The sequence below is a fragment of the Polaromonas sp. genome, from assembly GCF_035638815.1.
Taxonomy (GTDB): Bacteria; Pseudomonadota; Gammaproteobacteria; order Burkholderiales; family Burkholderiaceae_C; genus Polaromonas.
In genome coordinates, this window is sequence record NZ_DASQZG010000023.1 from 21,176 (window position 1) to 42,509 (window position 21,334).

Annotated in this window: 18 protein-coding genes; 6 read left to right on the forward strand and 12 right to left on the reverse strand. The window is 60.7% G+C overall.

Annotation, left to right across the window (positions count from 1 at the left end; translation table 11 throughout):
- Positions 1-14 precede the first annotated feature (14 nt).
- The 6 genes from creD to VE934_RS15115 all read right to left on the reverse strand — a co-directional run bounded on the left by creD (position 15) and on the right by VE934_RS15115 (position 5,926).
- On the reverse strand, positions 15-1,394 hold the full coding sequence (gene creD, locus VE934_RS15090) for a cell envelope integrity protein CreD (protein WP_324888948.1): 1,380 nt from the start codon (positions 1,392-1,394) through the stop codon (positions 15-17).
- Between the two features lie 98 nt (positions 1,395-1,492).
- The gene (locus tag VE934_RS15095; protein WP_324888950.1) at positions 1,493-2,095 is read right to left on the reverse strand and encodes a cyclic nucleotide-binding domain-containing protein; all 603 of its coding nucleotides are present in this window, start codon (positions 2,093-2,095) and stop codon (positions 1,493-1,495) included.
- Entirely contained in the window at positions 2,074-2,772 is a 699-nt protein-coding gene (locus VE934_RS15100; RefSeq protein WP_324888952.1) for an ABC-type transport auxiliary lipoprotein family protein, read from the reverse strand. The genes VE934_RS15095 and VE934_RS15100 overlap by 22 nt, the downstream gene beginning before the upstream one ends.
- Positions 2,769-3,722 carry an MlaD family protein gene (locus tag VE934_RS15105; RefSeq protein ID WP_324888954.1) on the reverse strand — a complete coding sequence of 318 codons (954 nt, stop codon included), beginning with the start codon at positions 3,720-3,722 and terminating at the stop codon, positions 2,769-2,771. The genes VE934_RS15100 and VE934_RS15105 overlap by 4 nt, the downstream gene beginning before the upstream one ends.
- 166 nt (positions 3,723-3,888) lie before the next feature.
- Positions 3,889-4,755, reverse strand: a complete 867-nt coding sequence (locus tag VE934_RS15110; protein WP_324888956.1) for an ABC transporter ATP-binding protein — start codon at positions 4,753-4,755, stop codon at positions 3,889-3,891.
- Between the two features lie 4 nt (positions 4,756-4,759).
- Complete coding sequence (locus VE934_RS15115) at positions 4,760-5,926, reverse strand: MlaE family ABC transporter permease (RefSeq protein WP_414693857.1); 1,167 nt, start codon at positions 5,924-5,926, stop codon at positions 4,760-4,762.
- A 405-nt stretch (positions 5,927-6,331) separates the two neighbouring features.
- Between VE934_RS15115 and VE934_RS15120 the strand changes: the two genes are divergently transcribed.
- Positions 6,332-8,080, forward strand: a complete 1,749-nt coding sequence (locus VE934_RS15120) for a GMC family oxidoreductase (protein WP_324888958.1) — start codon at positions 6,332-6,334, stop codon at positions 8,078-8,080.
- A 33-nt stretch (positions 8,081-8,113) separates the two neighbouring features.
- Here the strand turns inward: VE934_RS15120 and VE934_RS15125 are convergent, their stop codons facing one another.
- Both VE934_RS15125 and VE934_RS15130 read right to left on the reverse strand, forming a co-directional pair.
- Positions 8,114-8,899: a hypothetical protein gene (locus VE934_RS15125; RefSeq protein ID WP_324888960.1), complete on the reverse strand. Its 786-nt coding sequence runs from the start codon at positions 8,897-8,899 to the stop codon at positions 8,114-8,116.
- A gap of 156 nt (positions 8,900-9,055) precedes the next feature.
- Positions 9,056-9,595, reverse strand: a complete 540-nt coding sequence (locus VE934_RS15130) for a retropepsin-like aspartic protease family protein (protein ID WP_324888962.1) — start codon at positions 9,593-9,595, stop codon at positions 9,056-9,058.
- Between the two features lie 171 nt (positions 9,596-9,766).
- Here VE934_RS15130 and VE934_RS15135 point away from each other — a divergent pair, with 171 nt between their 5' ends.
- Positions 9,767-12,046, forward strand: coding sequence for a response regulator (locus VE934_RS15135; RefSeq protein WP_324888964.1), 2,280 nt, complete (start codon positions 9,767-9,769; stop codon positions 12,044-12,046).
- Between the two features lie 289 nt (positions 12,047-12,335).
- Positions 12,336-13,094 (forward strand): sulfite exporter TauE/SafE family protein, encoded by a 759-nt coding sequence (locus VE934_RS15140; RefSeq protein ID WP_324888966.1) that lies wholly within the window; start codon positions 12,336-12,338, stop codon positions 13,092-13,094.
- Positions 13,095-13,121: 27 nt separating this feature from the next.
- Here the strand turns inward: VE934_RS15140 and mrdA are convergent, their stop codons facing one another.
- The 4 genes from mrdA to VE934_RS15160 all read right to left on the reverse strand — a co-directional run bounded on the left by mrdA (position 13,122) and on the right by VE934_RS15160 (position 17,920).
- Positions 13,122-15,164, reverse strand: coding sequence for a penicillin-binding protein 2 (gene mrdA, locus VE934_RS15145; protein WP_324888968.1), 2,043 nt, complete (start codon positions 15,162-15,164; stop codon positions 13,122-13,124).
- A 223-nt stretch (positions 15,165-15,387) separates the two neighbouring features.
- Positions 15,388-15,906, reverse strand: a complete 519-nt coding sequence (mreD, locus tag VE934_RS15150) for a rod shape-determining protein MreD (RefSeq protein WP_324888970.1) — start codon at positions 15,904-15,906, stop codon at positions 15,388-15,390.
- The gene (gene mreC / locus VE934_RS15155) at positions 15,903-16,823 is read right to left on the reverse strand and encodes a rod shape-determining protein MreC (protein ID WP_324888972.1); all 921 of its coding nucleotides are present in this window, start codon (positions 16,821-16,823) and stop codon (positions 15,903-15,905) included. The genes mreD and mreC overlap by 4 nt, the downstream gene beginning before the upstream one ends.
- A 53-nt stretch (positions 16,824-16,876) precedes the next feature.
- Positions 16,877-17,920, reverse strand: a complete 1,044-nt coding sequence (locus VE934_RS15160) for a rod shape-determining protein (protein WP_324888974.1) — start codon at positions 17,918-17,920, stop codon at positions 16,877-16,879.
- A 269-nt stretch (positions 17,921-18,189) separates the two neighbouring features.
- Between VE934_RS15160 and gatC the strand changes: the two genes are divergently transcribed.
- The 3 genes from gatC to gatB form a co-directional block, all read left to right on the forward strand.
- The gene (gene gatC / locus VE934_RS15165) at positions 18,190-18,489 is read left to right on the forward strand and encodes an Asp-tRNA(Asn)/Glu-tRNA(Gln) amidotransferase subunit GatC (RefSeq protein ID WP_324888976.1); all 300 of its coding nucleotides are present in this window, start codon (positions 18,190-18,192) and stop codon (positions 18,487-18,489) included.
- A 109-nt stretch (positions 18,490-18,598) separates the two neighbouring features.
- Entirely contained in the window at positions 18,599-20,095 is a 1,497-nt protein-coding gene (gene gatA / locus VE934_RS15170; protein ID WP_324888978.1) for an Asp-tRNA(Asn)/Glu-tRNA(Gln) amidotransferase subunit GatA, read from the forward strand.
- A 50-nt stretch (positions 20,096-20,145) separates the two neighbouring features.
- On the forward strand, positions 20,146-21,334 hold a 1,189-nt coding region (gene gatB / locus VE934_RS15175; RefSeq protein WP_324888984.1), incomplete at its 3' end, for an Asp-tRNA(Asn)/Glu-tRNA(Gln) amidotransferase subunit GatB.

Below are 21,334 nucleotides of genomic sequence, written 5' to 3' on the forward strand. Positions count from 1 at the left end.
TTCACCGGCGAGCATCACCCGGCCACTTTTGCAACTTGCTCGGTCTGCGCGGTCTGCCCGGCTTGGCGAAAGCGCGCATACCAGTCAATCTGGCGCGTCAGCATCATGATGGCGGCCAACACGACGAACAGCGCGACAGCACCCAGGACCAGGGCTGTTTGCTCCATTTGCAGCAGGACAAAAAGCATGCCGTACAGCAGCCCTATACCCAAGCCAAAAGGCAAGCCACGCGCCCAGCTTTTGAGCATGTAGCTGGCGTAATAGGTCAGCAACAACACGCAGGCCGCAGCGGCGATGGCATAAGCAGCATCAAAACGCATGTGCTCCGACAAGCTCACCAGCAACAGAAAAAACATGCTCATGGCCGCGCCCACCAGGAAGTACTGAATGGGGTGAACGCGCAGCGCTTTCATGAATTCAAACAGGCCAACCGCCAGAAAGGTCAGGCCAATAAAAAGCAGACCATATTTGGTGGCACGGTCGCTCAGGGCGTAAGTGTTGGCCGGGTCGACAAAGGTCACACTGAAGGCTTCCACACACGAGCCCCTACTCAATCCGTCAATTGAAGGCGGGCACACGCGTTTACCTTTATCGCCATCCAGGCGCGTCACATCCTGCTGCGCCGTGCTGGCCAGGGCACTCACACGCCAGCTTGCTTCAAAACCGTTGTCGCTGATCTTGCGATCAACCGGCAGGAACTGACCACCAAAACTCGGGTGAGGCCAGTTGGAGCTGAGCTGCATGCGTGTGTCGCCACCAAGCGGAACGACGGAAATGCTCTCGGTGCCAACCAGCTCCAGCTCAAGCACGGCTTCCACCGGCGTGGCGCGTGCCAGGCCTGGGGGCAAGGGCGCATGCACACCGCGCGGGTGGCTGCCGAAGAATGTGCCGGGCTTGAGCGGCAAGACCTGATCGCCAATCTTCACGCTGGCATGGCGTATGCCACGCGCGTCGGACACCGCCATCATCAGAAGCGGCTGACCGCAACTCATGCGCGAGCTGGCGTGCAAGGGCACTGGTTTAAGCGCTTCCGTGTCAGCCCACTGCGCAACCAGCTGCGCCTTGAGGTTGAACACCTGCGTGGCATGCAGGCCGCGGGAGCGTGGCTCCAGCTGGCTGTTGCCCTTGACGGTGAGCACGGCCGGCGCAGCAGCCATGACAAACTCGCGCCGCTCAACGCGCAGCTCCTTGTCTACCTTGACATTCCACTCCTCCGTACAGGCCATGTGGATCAGAGGGCCCGTCAGCGTCTGCGCACCTGCCAGACTTTGCGCCACGCTTTCAATGGCAATGTTGCGGTAGGTCTGGCGGTCATGCACCACAGCGCTGATTTGTAAGAGTGCGCCTACCAGCAGCACCAGTACCAGGCCGATCGACAATAGTTTGGCTTTCATTTTCGTCCTTTCGTTTTGACAACGAAATGGAGTGTGCAAATCTTGCGTGAAGCCGGTATGAGCTGAAAGCGCTTGTGTGAAACCGGTGTGAAGTCGGACTATTTCTTTTGAAGCAAGCGCACCACTTGATTGCTGGTGTTGCGCAACCGCCTGGCGAGCAACTGGATGATTTTCACCATGAGCTTGGCGCCCACGGCGGGGTGCCGGCGTATCAGTTGGCCGATGGCTGCGCGGCTGAGGACGGCGGCTTCTACGTCATCGACTGCCGTACACGTGGCGTAACGCAGGTCGCGGTCGAACATGGACATCTCGCCCATGGCCGCGCCTTCCTTGATCACTGCCAGCCGTGAAATGCTGTCCTGCGCATCGGGATCGTCGTCGCCAGCGGGTGTTGATTTGGTGATGTCGACTGTGCCGCTGAGCACCAGCAACATCCAGTCACCCTTGTCGCCTTCGCTGATCAAGACCTGGCCAGGCGCGGCGCGAACCACAAACATGGACGCACCGAAGATGTCGAGTTCTTCGGGGGTGAAGTCCTCCAGCAAGGCGGAATGTTGCAGCAGCGCGGGTCCGCGGCCGGACATGTTTTCACAGCTGCCCAGCACTTCAAGACCGGCCTGCTGCATTTCCTCCTGCAACGCGTCCGCCCAAACGCTGGGGGCGGCGTCGTCGGCCGGGTTCAGGGAACTTGCTGCAGCCATGTGCTGATTTCTTCAATGGCGGCATCCGTTGCTGCTGTCAGCGCCTTTACGCCGCCAACCGCGTCAGCGCTGGGCGCGGGGCGAGATACCGCGATGTTGCGCTGGGCCAGGAGCTTTTCTCCGGTGGGGGTGGACTCGACCAGCGTGGCGCGCATGCGAATCAGGCCGACGCTGCTGCCCGGCGCTTCAAACAGATGGCTGAACTCTTCCAGCTCCAGCTGCAGCACACGGGGCAAGGCGCTCTGATTGGTGCCACGGTTCAGCGCGGGGCCCTCGCCAGCGTTGAGCACCGGGCGGCTGCGGCTCAGCGTATCGCGCAGGCGCTGACGCACCAGTTGCGCGGGTGGCATGCTCCAGCGCGCCTGCGCATAAGGGCGAAGCTGCTGTGGGTTGGCATAGGCCAGCCGATACAGCACGGCCTGGTTGTCCAGTACGCCGCCGTGGGTGGAGATGTCGGCGAGTGCGAGCGGCGCTGCAGACGGTGAGCGTGGCGCTGTTTGACTACTGACGTGGCCAGGACCAAAGTCGAACAGGTCAGCGCGCAAAGGCTTGTCGGGCAGTGCGGAACACGCGCCCAAGAACACCGTCACCAACAACATCAAGCCAAATCGGCCTCCGGCCCTTGTTATACGGGCGCAGCTAGCTACGGTATTGATAGCGATAGGGGTGTGCTTCATTTCTTTTCTCCTGGGGCGGTAAAGCCGGGCTCACCCGGGCCGGGAACGGGCGTACCGTTGCCGAAGATAAGGGACTGCGGGTTGTCGCTAACAGTCGTGACCGTGCGCCGGAGCTGGCGCATGGTGCGGGTGGTTTCTTCTGCCACCTCCCCCACGCGCGGAAGCGTGGCGGCATTGAAGGTTTCCAGGGACGCGGCCAGCGCGGCGCTGCCTTCGGCTACCTTGTCCATGGGACCGCCCTTGGCATTGAGACGCTGGGCGGTGGTTTTCAGTTCAGTCGCGGTTCCCGAAACATCATCAGCCGCCGTTTTGACGGACTTGAGAGTAGCGGTGGTGTCCTGGCTGAGCTTGGGCAGAGTTGCCACAAATGGATCGAGCTTCAGGGCCAGCTTGTTGAAACTGTCGGCCGCCTCGCCAAACTGTTTGACTGTGCCCATCAGCGCCTGTTGGTTATCCGGGCCGAGCAGGGTATTGAGCTTGGTACTCGCCTGTTCAACCTGCTCCATGATGACCTCGCTTTTTGCCAGCAGCTTGTCCAGCAACCCCGGCTTGAGTGCGATGCGTGGTGGGTCGTTGTCGTTGGGCACCAGCAACTCTGCTGACTCACCCTTGTCTTCAAGCTGGATAAAACCCAGACCCGTCACACCTTGCGAGCTGATGGTGGCATAGGTGGCCTTGGTGAGCGGCGTCCCCTGGTCAACGGAGATGCGGATCAGCACATTGCCTTTGACTTTGTGGTCAAAGCCGATGAACTCGACCTTGCCGACTGGCACGCCGCGAAAGCGCACCTGCGCCTGTGGCTGCAGGCTGGAGATGGTCTCGCGCGTGGACAACTCAAACAGGTTGCGGTCCCCGTCGTCACGGGTAAGCCAAATTGCCAGCAAGGCCAGCAAGGCCGTGACCACCAGCACAAAAGCGCCGGCGGCAATGGCATGGGCTTTGTTTTCCATTTTTAAAGTCCTTAATAATTCTGCGAGGCGGTTCCAGAAATTCGTTGCTCGGGATGCAGTGCAAGGCGCCCGGCGCGCAGGACACCGGAATGCACTTCGGTGCATGAGGATTCCGAGCACCGCGCAACGCAGCAATGCGCCCGAACACCGGATTTATGGAGCCGTCTCATACCGTGAAGGGGTATTCGCGCAGCAGCTCCATTGCCCGCTGACCGCGCTCGCCGAGGAAAAAATTCTTGATGAAGGGGTGCGAATAAACCAGCACGTCTTTGGGCGCGCCACTGACAATGACATGCTGATCGGCCAGCACGGCGATGCGCGTGCTCAGCTCAAACAGGGTGTCCAGATCGTGCGTCACCATCACCACCGTGAGCTCCATGTCGTGGTGCAGCGAGCGCAACAGGGCACAAAAACTGTCGGAGCTTTCAGGGTCCAGCCCGGCGGTGGGTTCGTCCAGCAGCAACAAGGGCGGGTCCATGATGAGCGCGCGCGCCAGTGAGACGCGCTTGACCATGCCACCCGAAAGCTCGCTCGGCATCTTGTCGGCATGCTCCGGCCCCAAACCCACCATCTGCAGCTTGACCATGGCGGCTTCGTGAATCAACGAGTTGGGCAGGGTCTTGAGTTCGCGCAGGGGAAAAGCGATGTTCTCCAGAACGGTGAAAGCCGAAAACAGCGCACCCTGCTGAAACAGCATGCCCACACGCCGTGCGGCGCCCTGTTTGCCTAGCTCCGCTGCAGGTTTTCCCAACACCGTAATTTCGCCTGCGGAGGGTTGCTCCAACCCCAGGATCTGACGCAACAAAACCGTCTTGCCAGTGCCAGAGCCCCCGACCAGTGATATGAATTCACCGCGCTGAATCGTCAAGTCCAGGTCTTTGTGAATGACCGCCTGCTTGTCACCTTTCGTGAACACAGTCGAGAGCTTGCGGATATCAACGATGGGATCGCCATTTTCCGGCGAGACGCGCCTGGGAATGTCAGCCCCTTCAGGTGGCGTTTCAATATACGAAGTAACAAGCGTGGGGGTCATGTCTCTAGACACCTATGCTCTTGAACAACACGGCGAATAACGCGTCAACAAGAATCACAACCGTGATGGAAGTGACCACCGACGCTGTCGTGCCCTGTCCCAGGCTCTCGGTGTTGGGCTTGACGCGCAAGCCGAAGTGGCACCCGATCAGCGCGATCAGCACACCAAACACCACGGACTTGGCCGTGGCCAGCGTCAAATTGGCGGCGTCCACAGCCGCGGGCAAAGCACTGATGAAGAAAGACGGGGTGATGCCCATGGCCAGGTCTGCAGCGAGCATGCCGCCTATCAGCGCAGCCACCGTGGTCCACACGCTGATCAGCGGCATGACGACCGCCAGCGCCATGGCCCGTGGCATGACCAGCCGGTAGCTGTGGGCAATGCCCATCACACGCATGGCGTCCAGCTCTTCGGTCACGCGCATCACGCCAATTTGTGCGGTGATGGCCGAGCCGGAGCGCCCGGCAATCAGAATGGCTGCAAGTACAGGCCCCAACTCCCTAATCAGGGAGATGCCGAGAATATTGACGATGAAGGCGTCGGCGCCAAACTGCTTGAGCTGTTGCGAGATGAGGTAGGCCAGGACGACGCCGATCAGGAAACCAACCAGCGCGGTAATGGGCAGAGCGGTGGCGCCAATGTGATACAGATGACCCGACAAATCGCGCCATGGTCCATCGGACGGCTTCCTCGCCAGCTTGATCAGATTGAGGAGCAAGCGCCCTACAAGAACCAGGAGGTCGGCGGCATGATCAAAGACGTCCAGCAAGCCTTTGCCGAGCGAAAGGAAAGCCTCTTTGAAACCGGGCCGGGGAACCGCCGGCCTGTCGACACTGAACTGGGCCACCCGGTCCAGCACGGCGCGCTGCGCCGCCTCCATCTCAATGTGTGCTGGCCACTGCCGGCCCCAATGATTCCAGAGAACCTGCGCGCCCAGATAGTCCAGTTGCTCGATTTGACGCAGGTCCCACAAGGCCTCTGCGCCTGGCCCGCCACGCGTGACGTTTTTCAGGCTGGCCGTGAGTTCCTCCCAAACCGGCCGTACGGTCAAGGCCGCGGCAGTCCACACGCCCAGCACGCGATAACACGAGCCCTCGGCCGCGTCGTGCTTTTCAATATGCGGGGCCGATTCGCCTGCGGCGGCACCCTCCTGAGATGGATTATTTTCGATGATGCTACGGTCTGAATGCGTTTACGGATCTGCACACGGTCAGAGCGATGCGCTGCGCCGACTGTGTGCCTGATGCATGGTAATGCAGCCTCCGAGCGAATGACCACAGCATTTGCCTTCAGAATACCCACGCCCTGTCCTACAGCAACCGGGCTTTTCCCAATGGCCTTGACGCCTTCCCTTGTCAGCCTCATGGCAGCTTGGCGGCCTTTAATCAGGCTGCAGGCTGGTCCCCAGTCCTCGCAGACAATAACAAGAGACAAATTCCCTAAAAGACAGGCATCCGCCCCATGAGCGAAAACATCTTTGACTGCAGCATTGTGGGGGGCGGGCGCCTTGGCGCCGTGGGCGAGGGGCCCCAGCCCGGCTGGGGATCAACCCGGCAGAAAGGATGCGTTCCGTCCCATGAGTGAAAACATTTTTGACTACATCATCGTCGGGGGCGGAACCGCGGGCTGCCTGCTGGCCAACCGTCTCAGCGCTGATGCTTCCAAACGGGTACTGCTGATTGAAGCAGGGCGCAAGGACGACTACCACTGGATTCATGTGCCAGTGGGCTACTTGTATTGCATTGGCAATCCGCGCACCGACTGGCTGTACACAACCGAGCCCGATGCCGGACTGAATGGCCGCGCATTACGCTACGCCCGCGGTAAAACCCTGGGCGGATGCTCCAGCATCAACGGCATGATTTACATGCGAGGCCAGGCCCGTGACTACGACCAGTGGGCAGAGCTAACCGGGGACGACAGTTGGCGCTGGGACAACGCCGTGCCCTACTTCAAGCTGCACGAGGACCACTACAAGGGCGCCTCCGCGATGCATGGCGCGCAGAGGACAGCGCCTGCACTCATGGAGGACAAGGCCAACCCCTACCAAAAAATGCTGCGCCACCGCAAGGCTGGCGCGGAGTGGCGCGTTGACAAGCAGCGACTGCGCTGGGATATTCTGGACGCTTTCTCTGCGGCTGCGCAACAAGCGGGCATTCCTGCCACTGAGGACTTCAACCTGGGCGACAACGAAGGCGTCGGCTACTTTGAAGTGAACCAGAAAAACGGTTTTCGCTGGAACACAGCCAAAGCCTTTCTGCGGCCCGCCTGCTTTGGACGGCCTAACTTTGAAATGTGGACCAATGCACAGGTGTGCAAGCTCGTCATCGAGCGACAGGCCGATGGCAGCCAGCGCTGCACCGGCGTTGACGTCTGGACCGGGCAGGAGCGTGTCACGGCGCTTTCCACGCGGGACTCTGGCGCACAAAGAGGCCAATTCGGTGAAGTCATCCTGAGCGCTGGAAGCATCGGTTCGCCCCAGCTCCTGCAGCTCTCCGGCATAGGCCCTGGCGATTTGCTGCAGCGCCTGGGCATCGCCGTGATCTGTGATTTGCCGGGCGTGGGCGCCAACCTGCAGGACCACCTTCAGATTCGCTCGGTCTACAAGGTCAGCAAGGCCGCTGGAAGCAAGTCAAATAACTTCACGCTCAACACCTTGAGCAATTCACTCTGGGGCAAGGCAAAAATCGGACTGGAGTACGCACTGAAGCAAACCGGTCCCATGAGCATGGCGCCTTCGCAACTGGGCGCCTTCACCCGCAGCTCGCCTGAGCAGCCTTACCCCAATATTGAATACCACGTGCAACCGCTGTCACTTGACGCATTCGGAGAACCGCTGCACAGCTTCAACGCGTTCACCGCCAGCGTGTGCAACCTCAATCCGACGAGCCGCGGAACGGTCCATGTCAAATCCCCGCGTTTTGAAGATGCGCCAGCCATTGCACCCAACTACCTGAGCACTCCCGAAGACCGCAAGGTAGCAGCTGATTCGCTGCGGCTCACACGCCGCATCGTCAGCCAGGGTGCTTTGTCAGCATATCAGCCTGAAGAGTTTCGCCCCGGGGTGCAGTACCAGACCGACGAGGACCTGGCCCGCCTGGCGGGCGACATTGCCACGACCATCTTCCACCCGGTGGGAACCACCAAAATGGGCCGTGACGATGACCCGATGGCCGTGGTTGACGCACATCTGCGGGTACGTGGAATCACCGGTTTGCGCGTCGTCGATGCCGGCGTGATGCCCCTGATCACCAGCGGAAATACCAACTCGCCGACCTTGATGATTGCCGAAAAAGCTGCGCAGTGGATTCAGGCCGGAATCTGAAACTGCGCACAAGGGACGGGCGAGGTCTCCCGTTTAGAACTGATCCTGACCGTCCAGCAAGGCTGTGATGCTCACGCCGCTGAGTTGCTGGTTGCGTACGCGAAGTTCGTCCGCACAGCCCACCCTGCGCTTGACCTGCGAGACCCAACTTTGCTCCTCCCACTGCGCAAGGGGCGTCTGGTCTTTCATGACCGCAATCAGCGGATCGGGCCCGCAGCTGTTTTGCACGGCATCGGCGAAGGCCAGGCGGTAAGTCATGGGGGACAGCAAGTGATGCTCTGCCAGCCAACGCTGCGTAAATACGAACATCTCGCCCGGCGCGGTGGAATTCATCTTGTCGAGAATAGCGCGAGGCGTGCCCAGCGCCGCCATGTAACTCTCCACGCGGCGCGCGATGTTGACAAACCGCTCGGAGCCGGCGTCCATCACCTCGCCTCCAACCTTCACGTTGATACGGTGCACACCCAGGGTTGCACCGAGCGCAACGTGGCGGCTGACGCCACTCATCCACAAAATGAAGCACGCACTGTAGCAACGGGCACCCGCTGGCACGTGGGTTGCGGCGTAACTTCTCTCGAGCAGGTTGGCAATTTTGACGGTCTCCACCAGATCACCGCCGGGTGAGTCGAGGAAAACCGACTGGATAAACCGGTTGTAGTTGCCCGGTTGCCGGACAAACTGGATGATCTTGTCGTAATCGCCTTTGTGAATCTGCCCCTGGATCAGGATGCCGCGCTGATGCGCAGAGACATCCGCCGCCCAGGTCGGCACGGCGGCATTCACCACCAGACACAGGAAAAAACCGATAACGACTCGCACTTTGGAATCCTTGGTACCAGCGGGATACGCCGGCAAGTAACCAATCGTAAGCAGCCATTGTGACGGTGTCAGTCATAAATTGCCACTGCATGCGCAACTTATTACCCTGGGCCATTGGAGGCCCATCACAACGGCTCTTGAGCCAGAGGAAACGCCTCAGGGGCGAACCACTTTGGTGCGCAGCACCATGCTGTCGCCGGACAGCAAAATTTCGAATCGGGAAAGAAAACTTTGCCCCAGCAGTCCTCTTTCCGGATCGGGCCCGACCAGCCCCACCCCCACCCGCGCACCCGAAACGCTGGCGGGCCCCACAGACACCGTTATGTCCGGAACAATGCGGCCCTTCAGTTCGCCGTTGGCTGTATTGAAAGTCGTGGGGCGGCCTGCGGCCATGCCCGCGTCTTTTGCAAACTCCTCGCTCACCACCACCAGTGACGCGCCGGTATCAATCAAAAAAGTGATGGGCTTGCCGTGGACCTGACCCTGCGCATAGAAATGCCCGTCGCGCGCTCTTGGAATCACCAAATCGCCACTGACGGAAACCACTTGCGAGGGAGGCTTGAGCGTATGACGCATCGCGGCGTAAAGCAGCCCCATGACTACCAGCCAGAAGAGGAGAATGCCAAACGGCCCCCAACGCAGGCCCGGGATCCCGGACTTTTCCGTGGTGTTCTCTCTTTTTTCAGATCGAGGCATTGGTGATTCCTGCTGCAGTCGAAGACGTGGCCGAAAGTGACGCCCACATGGCAGCCCCGTGCCGAAATGATACGTTGCCCCCCGGCAAACGCCACACCGGGTGTGGGCCTCATAATTGCCCAAATCTTCCCCACCCACCCTACTGTGCAGCACACCAGCCTGGCCCAATACATGCAGACGCAACGCGATCTGTATGCATCCACGCTGCCAGACAAAATCGCGGCGCTTGAGGACGCCCTGCGACAGCTGTCAGCAGGAGGCAGGGCCGGCGGCGACGCGCTGGCCCAGGCGCACAAGCTGGCGGGATCGGGGGGCACCTTTGGCTTGCCAGCCATCAGCGAAGCGGCTTCCGGGATTGAAAAAATCCTGCTTCACAACGCCGGCCGCCTCGATGCCCTGGACGATGCCAACCACCAGGCGCTTGCGGATGGAGTCCGGGCCCTCAAAACTGCACTAATTCACGGGACACAGGCCAACCCCGCCGTGCCGGCTTTTCGCGCCACCGATTCAGGTCAGCCCCCTGGCGATACCCGGACTTCTCACAGAAGCAGCCGGCTTGTTCATATCATCGAACCGGACCAGCGCGTTGCCGTCGAACTTGCGGCCCATCTGGATCGCGCCGGATATCGAAGCCGAACTTTCGATCGCCTCCTGACGCCGGCCCCTGTGCCTGCCGAAGCCGCACCAGCCGCCCTGCTGGTCAATATGGCCTTTTCGGCTGACCCCTTGCTTGCACAGGCCAGAGCTACCAGCACGACCATGGATTCGTCGGGGATCCCGGTAATCCTGATCTCGGGTGGTACGGATTTTCAAACTCGCCTGGAAGCGGTTCGCGCTGGTGCCATTGGCTACTTTCCAAAGCCTCTGGAAATGCAGGCGCTCACTTCCCTGCTGGACAAGGTGACCTCCGGGGAGCCGGCCCGGCCCTATCGGGTGTTGATTGTCGAAGACGACGAAGCCCTGGCCACGTTTTATGCCAGCGTGCTCCAGTCGGCCAGCATAGAGACCGCCGTGGTCACCGATCCCAGCCGCGTGATGAAGCAGCTGGTTGATTTCCAGCCTGACCTCATCACCTGTGACATTTACATGCCGCGGTGCAACGGTATTGAGCTTGCGGCGCTGATTCGACAGCAACAATCCTTTGTCCGGATCCCCATCGTGTTTCTGTCTACCGAGACCAGTCTGGACAAACAAGCCCAGGCACTCAAGCAGGGCGGCGACGACTTCATCATCAAACCGGTGGAGCCAGCGACTTTGATTTCAGCCGCCCAGAGTCGGGCACGTCGGTACCGCAGCCTGCTGGAGGCGGAAGATACCCTGCGCATCAGTGAGGAGCGTTTCCGCCTGGTGTTTGAGACCAGTCTCGACGCCTTTATCCAGTGTCTGGCGGACGGCACGGTTATCTCGGCCAATCAGGCCGCCTGCACGATGTTCAGGATGAGTGAACAGGAGATACGGGCTGCGGGTATTGCCCACATGGTGCAGAGCCATGACCCCCGGCTCGCCGCCATGCTGCTGCAAAACAATGCCAGTGGAAAATTTCGGGGCGAACTGGATTGTGTTCGAGGCGACGGGACCTGCTTCCCGGTGGAAGTCTCCTCATCCCGCCACGTAGATCGCAGCGGCAATTTGCAGGTCAGCGTCATCCTGCGTGACATCAGCGAGCGAAAAACCGCTGAGCAGCAAATCATGCAGTTGAACGCGGAGCTTGAAACGCGGGTGGAGCGGCGCACGGCCGAGCTTTCCGCGGCCAATCAGGAACTGCAGGCCTTTTCCCATTCGCTGGCCCACGATCTGAGGCAGCCCTATATCGCCATCAACGGACTGACCAGCCTGCTGGAAAAAGCGATCGCCACGGGCGAAAGCGAGCGCAGCAAAAATTACCTGGATCGCATACGCGCCGGCGTCAGCCAGATGAACGAGCGGACCGACAGCCTGCTGGTACTTGCCCAGCTTTCGCGCACCAATATCAAGCGCGAGACGGTGGATCTTTCCGACATGGCGCGCGACATCCTCAAGTCGCTGCAACAACACGACCCCGACAGAGCCGTTCAGGTCGAGGTGCAGAGTTCTCTGGTGGTCCCGGCGGACCCCAAACTGATGCGCCACCTGATGACCATTCTGCTGGGCAACGCGTGGAAATTCAGCGCCAAAAATCCAGCTGCGAAGATCACGGTGGGAAGTGCATCCGCGTCCGAGGGCGAAGCGCACTTTTTCATTCAGGACACAGGCGCCGGATTTGACATGACCTACAGCGACAAGCTTTTTGGCGCCTTCCAGCGTCTGCATTCGACCAGCGAGTTCGCGGGTGCTGGCATTGGGCTGGCCATGGCCCGCCGAATCGTCACGCGTCACGGGGGCAGAATCTGGGCCGACTCAGCCCCCGGAAAAGGCGCACGTTTTTGCTTCACGCTGGGCCCTGGCGGGCGCACGCCCACCTCTTCCGACTGAATCGCCCCTCTCAAAAGCCATCGGGGTTGCATACAGTTACTCCCGCTGGGTGTTGCGCCCCCGCGCTCCCCAAGGGCTATCCCCGTGAGGCAAGGGAAAATCCCGATGCACTGAGTGGGTGCACAGTCTTACATTGGCTCACCTGCAAACGAGCCCCCGGGTTCGCAGAGGTCGAGGAGACAAACACAGTTAACTAGAACAGTACTGGCATCCCTTGGGATGCTATTTTGTGAAGCGCCGGTAACCCCGGCGCTTTTTTTTGCCTGTGACCCAATGAGACAATCGGCCGATGGAATTGCTGATCGTGTCGTTTGCCTCGCTACTGGCAGGCTTTGTGGACTCCATTGTGGGCGGCGGCGGCCTGATTCTGGTGCCCGCCCTCTTCGCTGTTTTTCCCACCACGCACCCGGCCACCCTCTTCGGCGTCAACAAAGGTGCATCGGTATGGGGCACAGCGGTCGCGACTGTTCAATACGCCCGCCGGGTCGACATGCGCTGGGCTGCGCTGCTGCCCGCCGCGCTGGCCGGGTTTGCGGGCTCCTTTGCGGGGGCCTGGCTGGTCACCATCATTTCGCCCGGTTTTTTGCGCAAGGTATTGCCGCTGGTGCTGGTTTTGGTGCTGGTCTACACGCTACTCAAGAAAGAACTTGGGCGCCACCATGCGCCACGCTTCAGCGGTCATGCAGAAACGGCCGCAGCTTGCTGTATCGGGCTGCTGCTGGGGTTTTATGACGGGTTTTTTGGCCCCGGCACCGGAAGCTTTTTTGTCTTTTTGTTTGTGCGCTGGCTGGGCTACGACTTCCTCAATGCCTCCGCGTCCGCGAAATTGCTCAACACCGCAACCAATCTGGCGGCGCTGATTTTGTTTGCCTGGAAAGGCCATGTCTGGTGGCACTTTGCACTGACCATGGCGCTGGCCAACGTGGTGGGCAGTGTACTGGGCACACGTATGGCCCTGAAACACGGCGCGGGGTTTGTGCGCATCGTGTTTATCGTCGTCGTCAGCGCCCTGATTCTGAAAACCGGGTTTGATGCGTTTCTGAAGTAAGCAGCAAACGGCAAGCGCCTGCAGATGTTATCGGCGCCCCCGCCCGGGCAAGGCCGCCGTTGCCGCAGCTGCGGGCTTGCTGTCGCTGGCCGGCACCGCCGGGGAAGCAACACCTGGGGTCGTCCCGCTTGAAGGCCAGGCAACATCGGCTACGGCGCGCGGCTTGCCGATAGGCGCCCCTGCCTGGCCCTTTTGCACCGCGGCCAGATCTTCCTCATTCGGGTACTGCCCCAGCAGCAGATAGTCAAACACGCGTCTTGCGATGGGAGCGGCATGGGCAGCGCCAAATCCGGCGTTTTCCACCACCACAGCCAAAGCGACCTTTGGGTCCGTTGCGGGTGCGAACGCCATATACAGCGCATGGTCGCGCTGGTGCTCTTCCAGCTTGCGAGCGTCGTACCTGTCCTTCTGCCCCACGCCGACTGCCTGCGCCGTGCCGGTCTTGCCGCCGCTGAGGTAACCCGCGCCCGCAAACACGCGCGCCGATGTGCCGTCCTGCGTAACGCTGACCAGCGCCTTGCGAATCACGGCCACATGTTCGGCTTTGTACTGAAGGTCTTCGCCCGGTTCCGCCGGGATAGGCTGCTTCGCCCGGGTCATGGGATCTTGCGTGGCGATCACCAGCCGGGGTTTGTGTTTGATGCCGTCATTGACAAGCGCCGCCGTGGCTTGAGCCAATTGCAGCATGGTGAAGGAGTTGTAGCCCTGGCCGATGCCAAGCGAGATGGTTTCGCCGGGATACCACTTTTGCTGCTCGGTGCTTTTCTTGCGATAGAGGTGGCGCTTCCACGCCTGGTTGGGCAGCACGCCGCTGACCTCTCCGTGGATATCGATGCCGGTGATCTGCCCAAACCCCAAGGGCTTCATGAAGTCATGCATGGCCTCAACACCCAGGTCATTGGCCAGCGAGTAGTAATAGACGTTGCTGGATTTGACAATGCTCTGATGCATGTCTACCGGGCCCAGTCCGGATCCATGGCTGCGGAACTGATGCCCCCCGAACATCCAGGAACCGGTGTCGTTGGTAATACTCCCCGCGGTCCGTTTGCCTGACTCCAGCGCGGCCATTGCCATGAACGGCTTGTAGGTTGAGCCCGGAGGATAAGTTCCGCGCAGGGCGCGGTTGAGCAGGGGCTTGTCAATCGACTCGTTCAGGGCCTGCCAGCTTTCGGTGTCGATGCCGTCTACAAACAGATTGGGATCAAACGTGGGCTTGCTCACAAAGGCCAGGACTTCGCCGGTTTTTGGATCCAGCGCCACCAGCGCGCCGCGCCTGTCGCCAAACATGTCCTCCACCAGCTTTTGCAACTTGATATCAAGCGACAGCATGACCGTATCGCCAGGTGTTGACGGGCTGCTCGCCAGCTTGCGAACGGCACGCCCGCCTGCGGAGGTTTCAACCTGTTCCACGCCCGTGGTGCCGTGCAATTGTTGCTCGAAACTCTGCTCCACGCCCAGTTTGCCGATGTAATCAGTGCCGCGGTAGTTGCCCTCTTCGTCACTGCCTTCTATGCGCTCTTTTTCGGACTGGTTGATGCGGCCGATGTAGCCCACCACATGGCTGGCCAGCTCGCCATAGGGGTAGTTGCGAAACAACCGCGCCTTGATGTCCACCCCGGGGAAGCGAAAACGCTGGGCCGCAAATCGCGCCACTTCCTCGTCGCTCAAACGGGTGCGGATTGGCAGCGACTCAAAACTCTTGGATTCGTCACGCAGTTTTTTGAAGCGGCGCTTGTCACGCGGCTGTATGTCCACCAGGCGCCCGAGTGCCTCAATGGTTTCTTCCAGATCCTGAACCTTGGATGGCGTGATTTCCAGCGTATAAGCGGAGTAATTGGTCGCCAGAACAATGCCGTTGCGGTCCAGAATCAGGCCGCGGTTTGGGACGATGGGGACAACGGCCGTGCGATTGGTTTCAGCCTGTTCATTGAGGTCCTCATGCCGTACGACCTGCAAATAAACCAGTCGGGCTGCAACCAGAATAAAAGCAAACAGAACCGCCAGACTCGCCACCAACACCCGCGCACGAAAGCGCGACAGGTCTGCTTCGACGTTGCGTAGTTCAGTCATGGCAGTGTGACTCGATCACGCCTCAAAAGTGCCCGCTTCGCGTTTTTCAAACAGAGGCTGCGGGGACATCCTTCGACAAGCTCAGGACGAACGAATAAGAAGTGAACTTCCGCAAGGGGGTTTCCATTCAAGCAGGGGCCGCGGAACCGGCTTCGCCGGGCCGCAGGCGCAGCGGCCCCCTCGGGGGGCAGGGAACTACGCGAAGCGAGCGACCGTGGGGGCCTCATAGTGGCCGGTTCGCATCCGGATCCGGCGCCCGACGCTGAGGTGCCAGCAGCATCACACTCACGACCGGCCACAGCAGGGATTCAGCCACCGGGGCCAGCAACAAGGTCCAGCCAGGGAAAATACCTCCGCTGATCATGCGGATGACAACTTCCACGCCGTGGGCAATCAAAAACAACGGCAAAATTTGCAGCGCCTGCGAAGGTACGGTAAACCACAGCAGACGGCGGTGAATCATGGTCGCACCAAAGCTCAGAACCGTATACGCCAGCGCATGTTGCCCGAGCAGGGCCGCCTGGTGTACGTCAATGAACAGGCCAAACATGAAGGCCAGACCGATGCCCACGCGTTGCGGCTGATGGATATTCCAGAAGACCAGCACCAGCGCCAGAAAATCGGGCATCCATGGCACCCGCCCGAGCGGCAACATGTCCAGCAACAGGGCCGCGATCAGGCTGGTCCAGATAAAAAACGGATTGGCCGGCAGCAGCAGCTGCTGACCTATGGGCATGATCATTTGTGGCCTCCCTTTTTCACCGGCACAGGCGCAGGCTCGTCAGCGGGCCGCGGCGGAATCTGGGTGGACACCGGCGCCACTACCATCACATGAAACGCAGAGGCAACCAGAGCCTGGGGCGTGCAGAAAATACGGGCAAACGCCGATTCGGCCCGGCGCTCGATCTTGTCCACCTTGGCCACGGGCAAACCGGCGGGGTAAACGCCATCCACGCCGCTGGTCGTCAGGAGGTCGCCCGGCTGTACGTCCGAATTGCTGCCCATGAAGCGCAGCTCCAGCCCACCGCCAAAAGCTGATGGTTCGCCATAGGCCACGCTGCGGGCACCGGTGCGCACATTGAGCACGGGAATGGCCAGCTCGCGGTCCACCACCAGCGTGACCTCACTAACCAGCGGATGCACACGGGTGACCTGACCCAGCACCCCGGATTCGTCCACAACCGGCGAGCTGAGCACCACGCCGTGCACCATGCCTTTGTCGATGATGGCTTTGCGGGTGTAGGGATCGGGCGCGTCGTAAAGCACCTCTGCGGCCATGCCAGTGAGCCCTTTTTGCTCGCGCAACTCAAGAAGCTTGCGCAGGCGGACATTTTCCAGACTCAACTGCTCAACTTGCGCAGCCCGAAGTGACTGCAAGGCCAGCTTGGCGCGGGCCTCATCTTCGCTGGTCTTGGCTTGACTGAGCGCGGTGAAATAGCCACCGCTACTTTGAACTGCGCGCACCGGCTGGAGCGCCAGCCACTGAACCGGATAAAGTACCGTCGCCACCGCTGCACGCACGGGCTGCGTGATGCGAAACCGCATGTCGGCCACCATCAAAAACAGGGCCAGCGCGCTGAAGAACATCAGCTTGGACAAAGCCGACGGCCCCTGCTTGAAAAAGGGGGGCGGCGTTCTGTCGAGGGTTCCTAAGGGCATGGTGTGCTGTCAATCATGCGCCTGTGGGGCAACATCTGCAGATGTTTCCCGACTTACTCCGACGTGAAGATCGAGCCCAGGCGGTCCATGCGCTCCAGCGCAATGCCGCAGCCGCGCACCACACAGGTCAGCGGGTCTTCGGCCACCAGAACGGGCAGGCCGGTCTCTTCGGCCAGCAGGCGGTCCAAGTCGCGCAGCAGTGCGCCACCGCCCGTGAGCATCATGCCGCGGTCGGCAATGTCGGCGCCGAGTTCAGGTGGCGTGTGCTCGAGCGCGGTTTTGACCGCGCTGACGATGTTATTGAGCGGGTCGGTCAGGGCCTCCAGAATCTCGTTGCTCGAGATGGTGAAGCTGCGTGGCACGCCTTCGGACAGGTTGCGGCCTTTGACTTCCATCTCTTTCACTTCGCTGCCCGGAAAGGCCGAGCCGATCTGCTTTTTGATGGCTTCCGCCGTTGGCTCGCCAATCAGCATGCCGTAGTTGCGGCGGATGTAGCTGATGATGGCTTCGTCAAAACGGTCGCCGCCGACACGTACACTGCCTTTGTAGACCATGCCGCCCAGAGAGATCACGCCCACCTCGGTGGTGCCGCCGCCGATGTCGACCACCATGGAGCCACTCGCCTCAGACACCGGCAAGCCGGCACCGATGGCTGCGGCCATGGGTTCTTCAATCAGGTACACATCGCTGGCGCCTGCGCCCAGGGCGCTTTCGCGGATGGCGCGGCGCTCAACCTGGGTGGAGCCGCAGGGCACACAAATGATGATGCGCGGGCTGGGCTTGAAGAAGCTGCGCGGGTGAACCATCTTGATAAATTGCTTGAGCATCTGCTCGGTGACGGTGAAGTCGGCAATCACGCCGTCTTTCATCGGGCGGATGGCCTCGATGTTGCCGGGGACTTTGCCCAACATGGCCTTGGCTTCGTGGCCCACGGCCTGAATGGTCTTTTTGCCCTGCGGGCCGCCTTCGTGGCGAATGGCTACAACCGAAGGCTCGTCAAGAACAATGCCGCGGTCGCGTACAAAAATCAGGGTGTTGGCGGTGCCGAGGTCAATGGCCAGGTCGGTGGAAAAGTACCGACGGAAAGTTTCAAACATGGTTCTTGGAATCCGGTTGGGGCATGAAGCAAACTCCGTTGCTCTATCACCTTGGGTAATGGGTCAGTGCGTCAGGGTCGAATGGATCAGAGCAAGTGAGGAGGATGAATTGGGTAACATCTTGATTCCAGAGCTTAAACGCGCTTAAAGCGTGCATCCAGCCCTGATTTCACACCAAGGCGGGATAATAACGCATCCCCCGTGAAACACCGGTTGGAACCCCTGCCTATTATTTCACCTTTACACCCGGTTTCGGGTTCAGTTTATCCATGGCATTGACATCCCAAGACATAGCGCGCGTTGCCAACCTTGCGAGGCTGGAACTGCGGCCCGACGAAACCGAACGCACCCTTAGCCAGCTCAATGGTTTTTTTGCCCTGGTGGCCCAGATGGACGCGGTGAACACCGACGGCGTGGAGCCTCTTGCTCACCCGGCGGCGGTGACCGGTCAGGTTGCCCTGCGTCTGCGTGACGATGCGGCGACCGAGCCCAACCAGCGTGACGTCAGCCAGGTCAGCGCCCCTGCGGTGGAGCGCGGCCTCTTTCTGGTTCCCAAGGTGATCGAATGAGCGCACTTGGCGAGGGGCCCCGCATGGCGGGGATCGACATAGCGCGAGTTCGATCCGCTGCCGACACCATCAACGCATCAAGCATGCGCACCTTTAGGGAGGCAGCCGAATGAGCAGACCTGATTTGCACGACCTCAGCGTGGCCCAGCTTGCTGCCAGGCTCGCCAGCCGGGACGTCTCCAGCGTTGAAGCAACCCAGCACTTTTTGAGCCGCATCCGACAGAACGACAGCTTGGGCGCCTTCCTCGCCACCGATGAGGAAAAGTCACTGACACAGGCCAAAGCTGCCGATGCACGGCTGGCCGCTGGCGACCGCACGCCGCTGCTGGGCGTGCCGCTGGCGCACAAGGATGTTTTTGTCACGCGCGACTTTCCCACGACGGCCGGCTCAAAGATGCTGGCCAACTACCGCAGCCCGTTTGACGCCACTGTGGTCAGCCAGCTGGCCGCGCAGGGCATGGTGACGCTTGGCAAGCTCAATTGCGACGAGTTTGCTATGGGTTCTGGCAACGACAACAGCGCCTACAGACCCGCCAAAAACCCCTGGGACACAGAGCGCGTGCCCGGCGGCTCCTCGGGCGGTTCGGCTGCAGCGGTTGCCGCCCGGCTGGTCCCGGCCGCCACGGGTACAGACACTGGCGGGTCCATCCGTCAGCCAGCGTCCCTGACCGGCATCACCGGCATCAAACCCACCTATGGCCGCTGCTCACGCTACGGCATGGTGGCCTTTGCCTCCAGCCTGGATCAAGCCGGCCCCATGGCGCGCAGCGCGGAAGATTGCGCCCTGCTGCTGTCAGGCATGGCCGGGCCCGATCTTGACCGGGACTCTACCTCGCTGGATATGCCCGCCGTCGATTACGCTACGTTTTTGATAGCTGACGGCGCCGGTGGAACAAGGGCAGAACCCCTAAAAGGCTTAAGAATTGGTCTTCCAACGCAGTTTTTCGGCGCTGGTTGCTCTGCTGACGTGCTGACCGCCGTGCGCAGCGCGCTGGCCGAACTTGAAAAGCTGGGCGCCACGCTGGTGGATGTGAGTCTGCCGCTGACCGAGCTGTCCATTCCGGTGTACTACGTCATCGCCCCCGCAGAAGCCAGCAGCAACCTGAGCCGGTTTGACGGTGTGCGTTATGGTCACCGCGCCGCGAAATACACCGACCTCAACGACATGTACAAAAAGTCGCGCTCGGAAGGTTTTGGGGATGAGGTGACGCGCCGCATCATGATCGGCACCTACGTGCTCTCCCACGGCTACTACGACGCCTACTACCTGAAAGCACAAAAAATCCGCCGGCTGATTGCCGAGGATTTCCAGAAAGCTTTTTCGCAGTGCGACATCATCGCCGGCCCCGTGTCACCCACCGTGGCCTGGAAAATCGGCGAAAAATCCGATGACCCGGTGGCCAGCTACCTCGCCGACATCTACACCTTGTCGTCCAGCCTGGCGGGCTTGCCCGGCATGAGCGTGCCGGCCGGCTTTGGCGAAGGCGGCATGCCGGTGGGCCTGCAACTCATTGGCAACTACTTCCGCGAGGGACAGTTGCTCAGTACCGCCCATCAGTTCCAGATGGCGACCGACTGGCACCAGCGCAAACCCCAAGGCATGTGAGTGATTTGAAAATGAGCCAGACCCAACCCACCGTGAACCCCTTTGCCGAAATGCAGGTCGGTCGGCCCACCGGACCTTTGGTTCAGGGCTACGAAGTCATCATTGGTTTTGAGACACATGCGCAACTGACCACGCAGTCCAAAATTTTCAGCCGCGCCTCTACCGCGTTTGGCGCGGAGCCGAATACGCAAGCCTCAGCGGTCGACTTTGCGCTGCCCGGCGCGTTGCCTGTGATGAACAAAGGCGCTGTCCAGCGCGCCATCGAGTTCGGCCTGGCGGTGAACGCGCACATTGCCGAAAGCAGTGTTTTTGCGCGCAAAAACTATTTCTACCCGGACCTGCCCAAGGGCTACCAAATCAGCCAGTTTGAAATTCCTGTGGTGCAGGGTGGCGTTGTTGAGTTCTTTGTGAACGACGAGAAGAAGTCGGTACGCCTCGTGCGCGCCCACTTGGAAGAAGACGCTGGCAAGTCCTTGCACGAAGACTTCATCGGCATGAGCGGCATTGACTTGAACCGCGCCGGCACACCACTGCTCGAAATCGTCACCGAGCCCGACATGCGATCTTCTGCCGAAGCCGTGGCCTACGCCAAGGAGCTGCACAAAATCGTCACCTGGATCGGGATTTGCGACGGCAACATGCAGGAAGGCAGTTTCCGCTGCGATGCCAACGTGTCCGTGCGTAAACCCGGCGCAGAACTGGGCACACGCCGCGAGATCAAAAATCTGAACAGCTTCAAGTTCATGCAGCAAGCGATTGACTTTGAAGTGCGCTGGCAGATTGAGCAAATTGAAGACGGCAAAAGGATCCAGCAGGCGACTGTTTTGTTTGACCCCGACACCGGCGAGACGCGCGCCATGCGCACCAAGGAAGACGCCGCCGACTACCGCTACTTTCCGGATCCCGACCTGCCGCCGCTGGTGGTGGCGCCGGAATGGGTCGAGCAGGTGCGCGCACAGATGCCGGAGCTGCCGCGCGCCATGGCGGCGCGGCTGGTGGGCGACTACGGCCTGCCCGAATACGATGCCGCGACGCTGACGCAGAGCCCGCAGCTGGCCGCCTATTTCGAGGCAACCGCCAAAGCCAGCGGCCAGCCCAAGCTGGCGAGCAACTGGATCATGGGCGAAGTGGCACGCCGGCTGAACACGCAGGAGATGGGAATCGAAGCTGCTCCGGTCAGCGCGTCGATGCTGGCTGCGCTGATCGGCCGAGTTGCCGACGGCACCCTCTCCAACAATG

Bases quoted from the DNA above. Each gene is read 5' to 3' on its own strand.
- creD (WP_324888948.1), bottom strand. From the start codon at position 1,394: ATGAAAGCCAAACTATTGTCGATCGGCCTGGTACTGGTGCTGCTGGTA.
- VE934_RS15095 (WP_324888950.1), bottom strand. From the start codon at position 2,095: ATGGCTGCAGCAAGTTCCCTGAACCCGGCCGACGACGCCGCCCCCAGC.
- VE934_RS15100 (WP_324888952.1), bottom strand. From the start codon at position 2,772: ATGAAGCACACCCCTATCGCTATCAATACCGTAGCTAGCTGCGCCCGT.
- VE934_RS15105 (WP_324888954.1), bottom strand. From the start codon at position 3,722: ATGGAAAACAAAGCCCATGCCATTGCCGCCGGCGCTTTTGTGCTGGTG.
- VE934_RS15110 (WP_324888956.1), bottom strand. From the start codon at position 4,755: ATGACCCCCACGCTTGTTACTTCGTATATTGAAACGCCACCTGAAGGG.
- VE934_RS15120 (WP_324888958.1), top strand. From the start codon at position 6,332: ATGAGTGAAAACATTTTTGACTACATCATCGTCGGGGGCGGAACCGCG.
- VE934_RS15130 (WP_324888962.1), bottom strand. From the start codon at position 9,595: ATGCCTCGATCTGAAAAAAGAGAGAACACCACGGAAAAGTCCGGGATC.
- VE934_RS15135 (WP_324888964.1), top strand. From the start codon at position 9,767: ATGCAGACGCAACGCGATCTGTATGCATCCACGCTGCCAGACAAAATC.
- VE934_RS15140 (WP_324888966.1), top strand. From the start codon at position 12,336: ATGGAATTGCTGATCGTGTCGTTTGCCTCGCTACTGGCAGGCTTTGTG.
- mrdA (WP_324888968.1), bottom strand. From the start codon at position 15,164: ATGACTGAACTACGCAACGTCGAAGCAGACCTGTCGCGCTTTCGTGCG.
- mreD (WP_324888970.1), bottom strand. From the start codon at position 15,906: ATGATCATGCCCATAGGTCAGCAGCTGCTGCTGCCGGCCAATCCGTTT.
- mreC (WP_324888972.1), bottom strand. From the start codon at position 16,823: ATGCCCTTAGGAACCCTCGACAGAACGCCGCCCCCCTTTTTCAAGCAG.
- VE934_RS15160 (WP_324888974.1), bottom strand. From the start codon at position 17,920: ATGTTTGAAACTTTCCGTCGGTACTTTTCCACCGACCTGGCCATTGAC.
- gatC (WP_324888976.1), top strand. From the start codon at position 18,190: ATGGCATTGACATCCCAAGACATAGCGCGCGTTGCCAACCTTGCGAGG.
- gatA (WP_324888978.1), top strand. From the start codon at position 18,599: ATGAGCAGACCTGATTTGCACGACCTCAGCGTGGCCCAGCTTGCTGCC.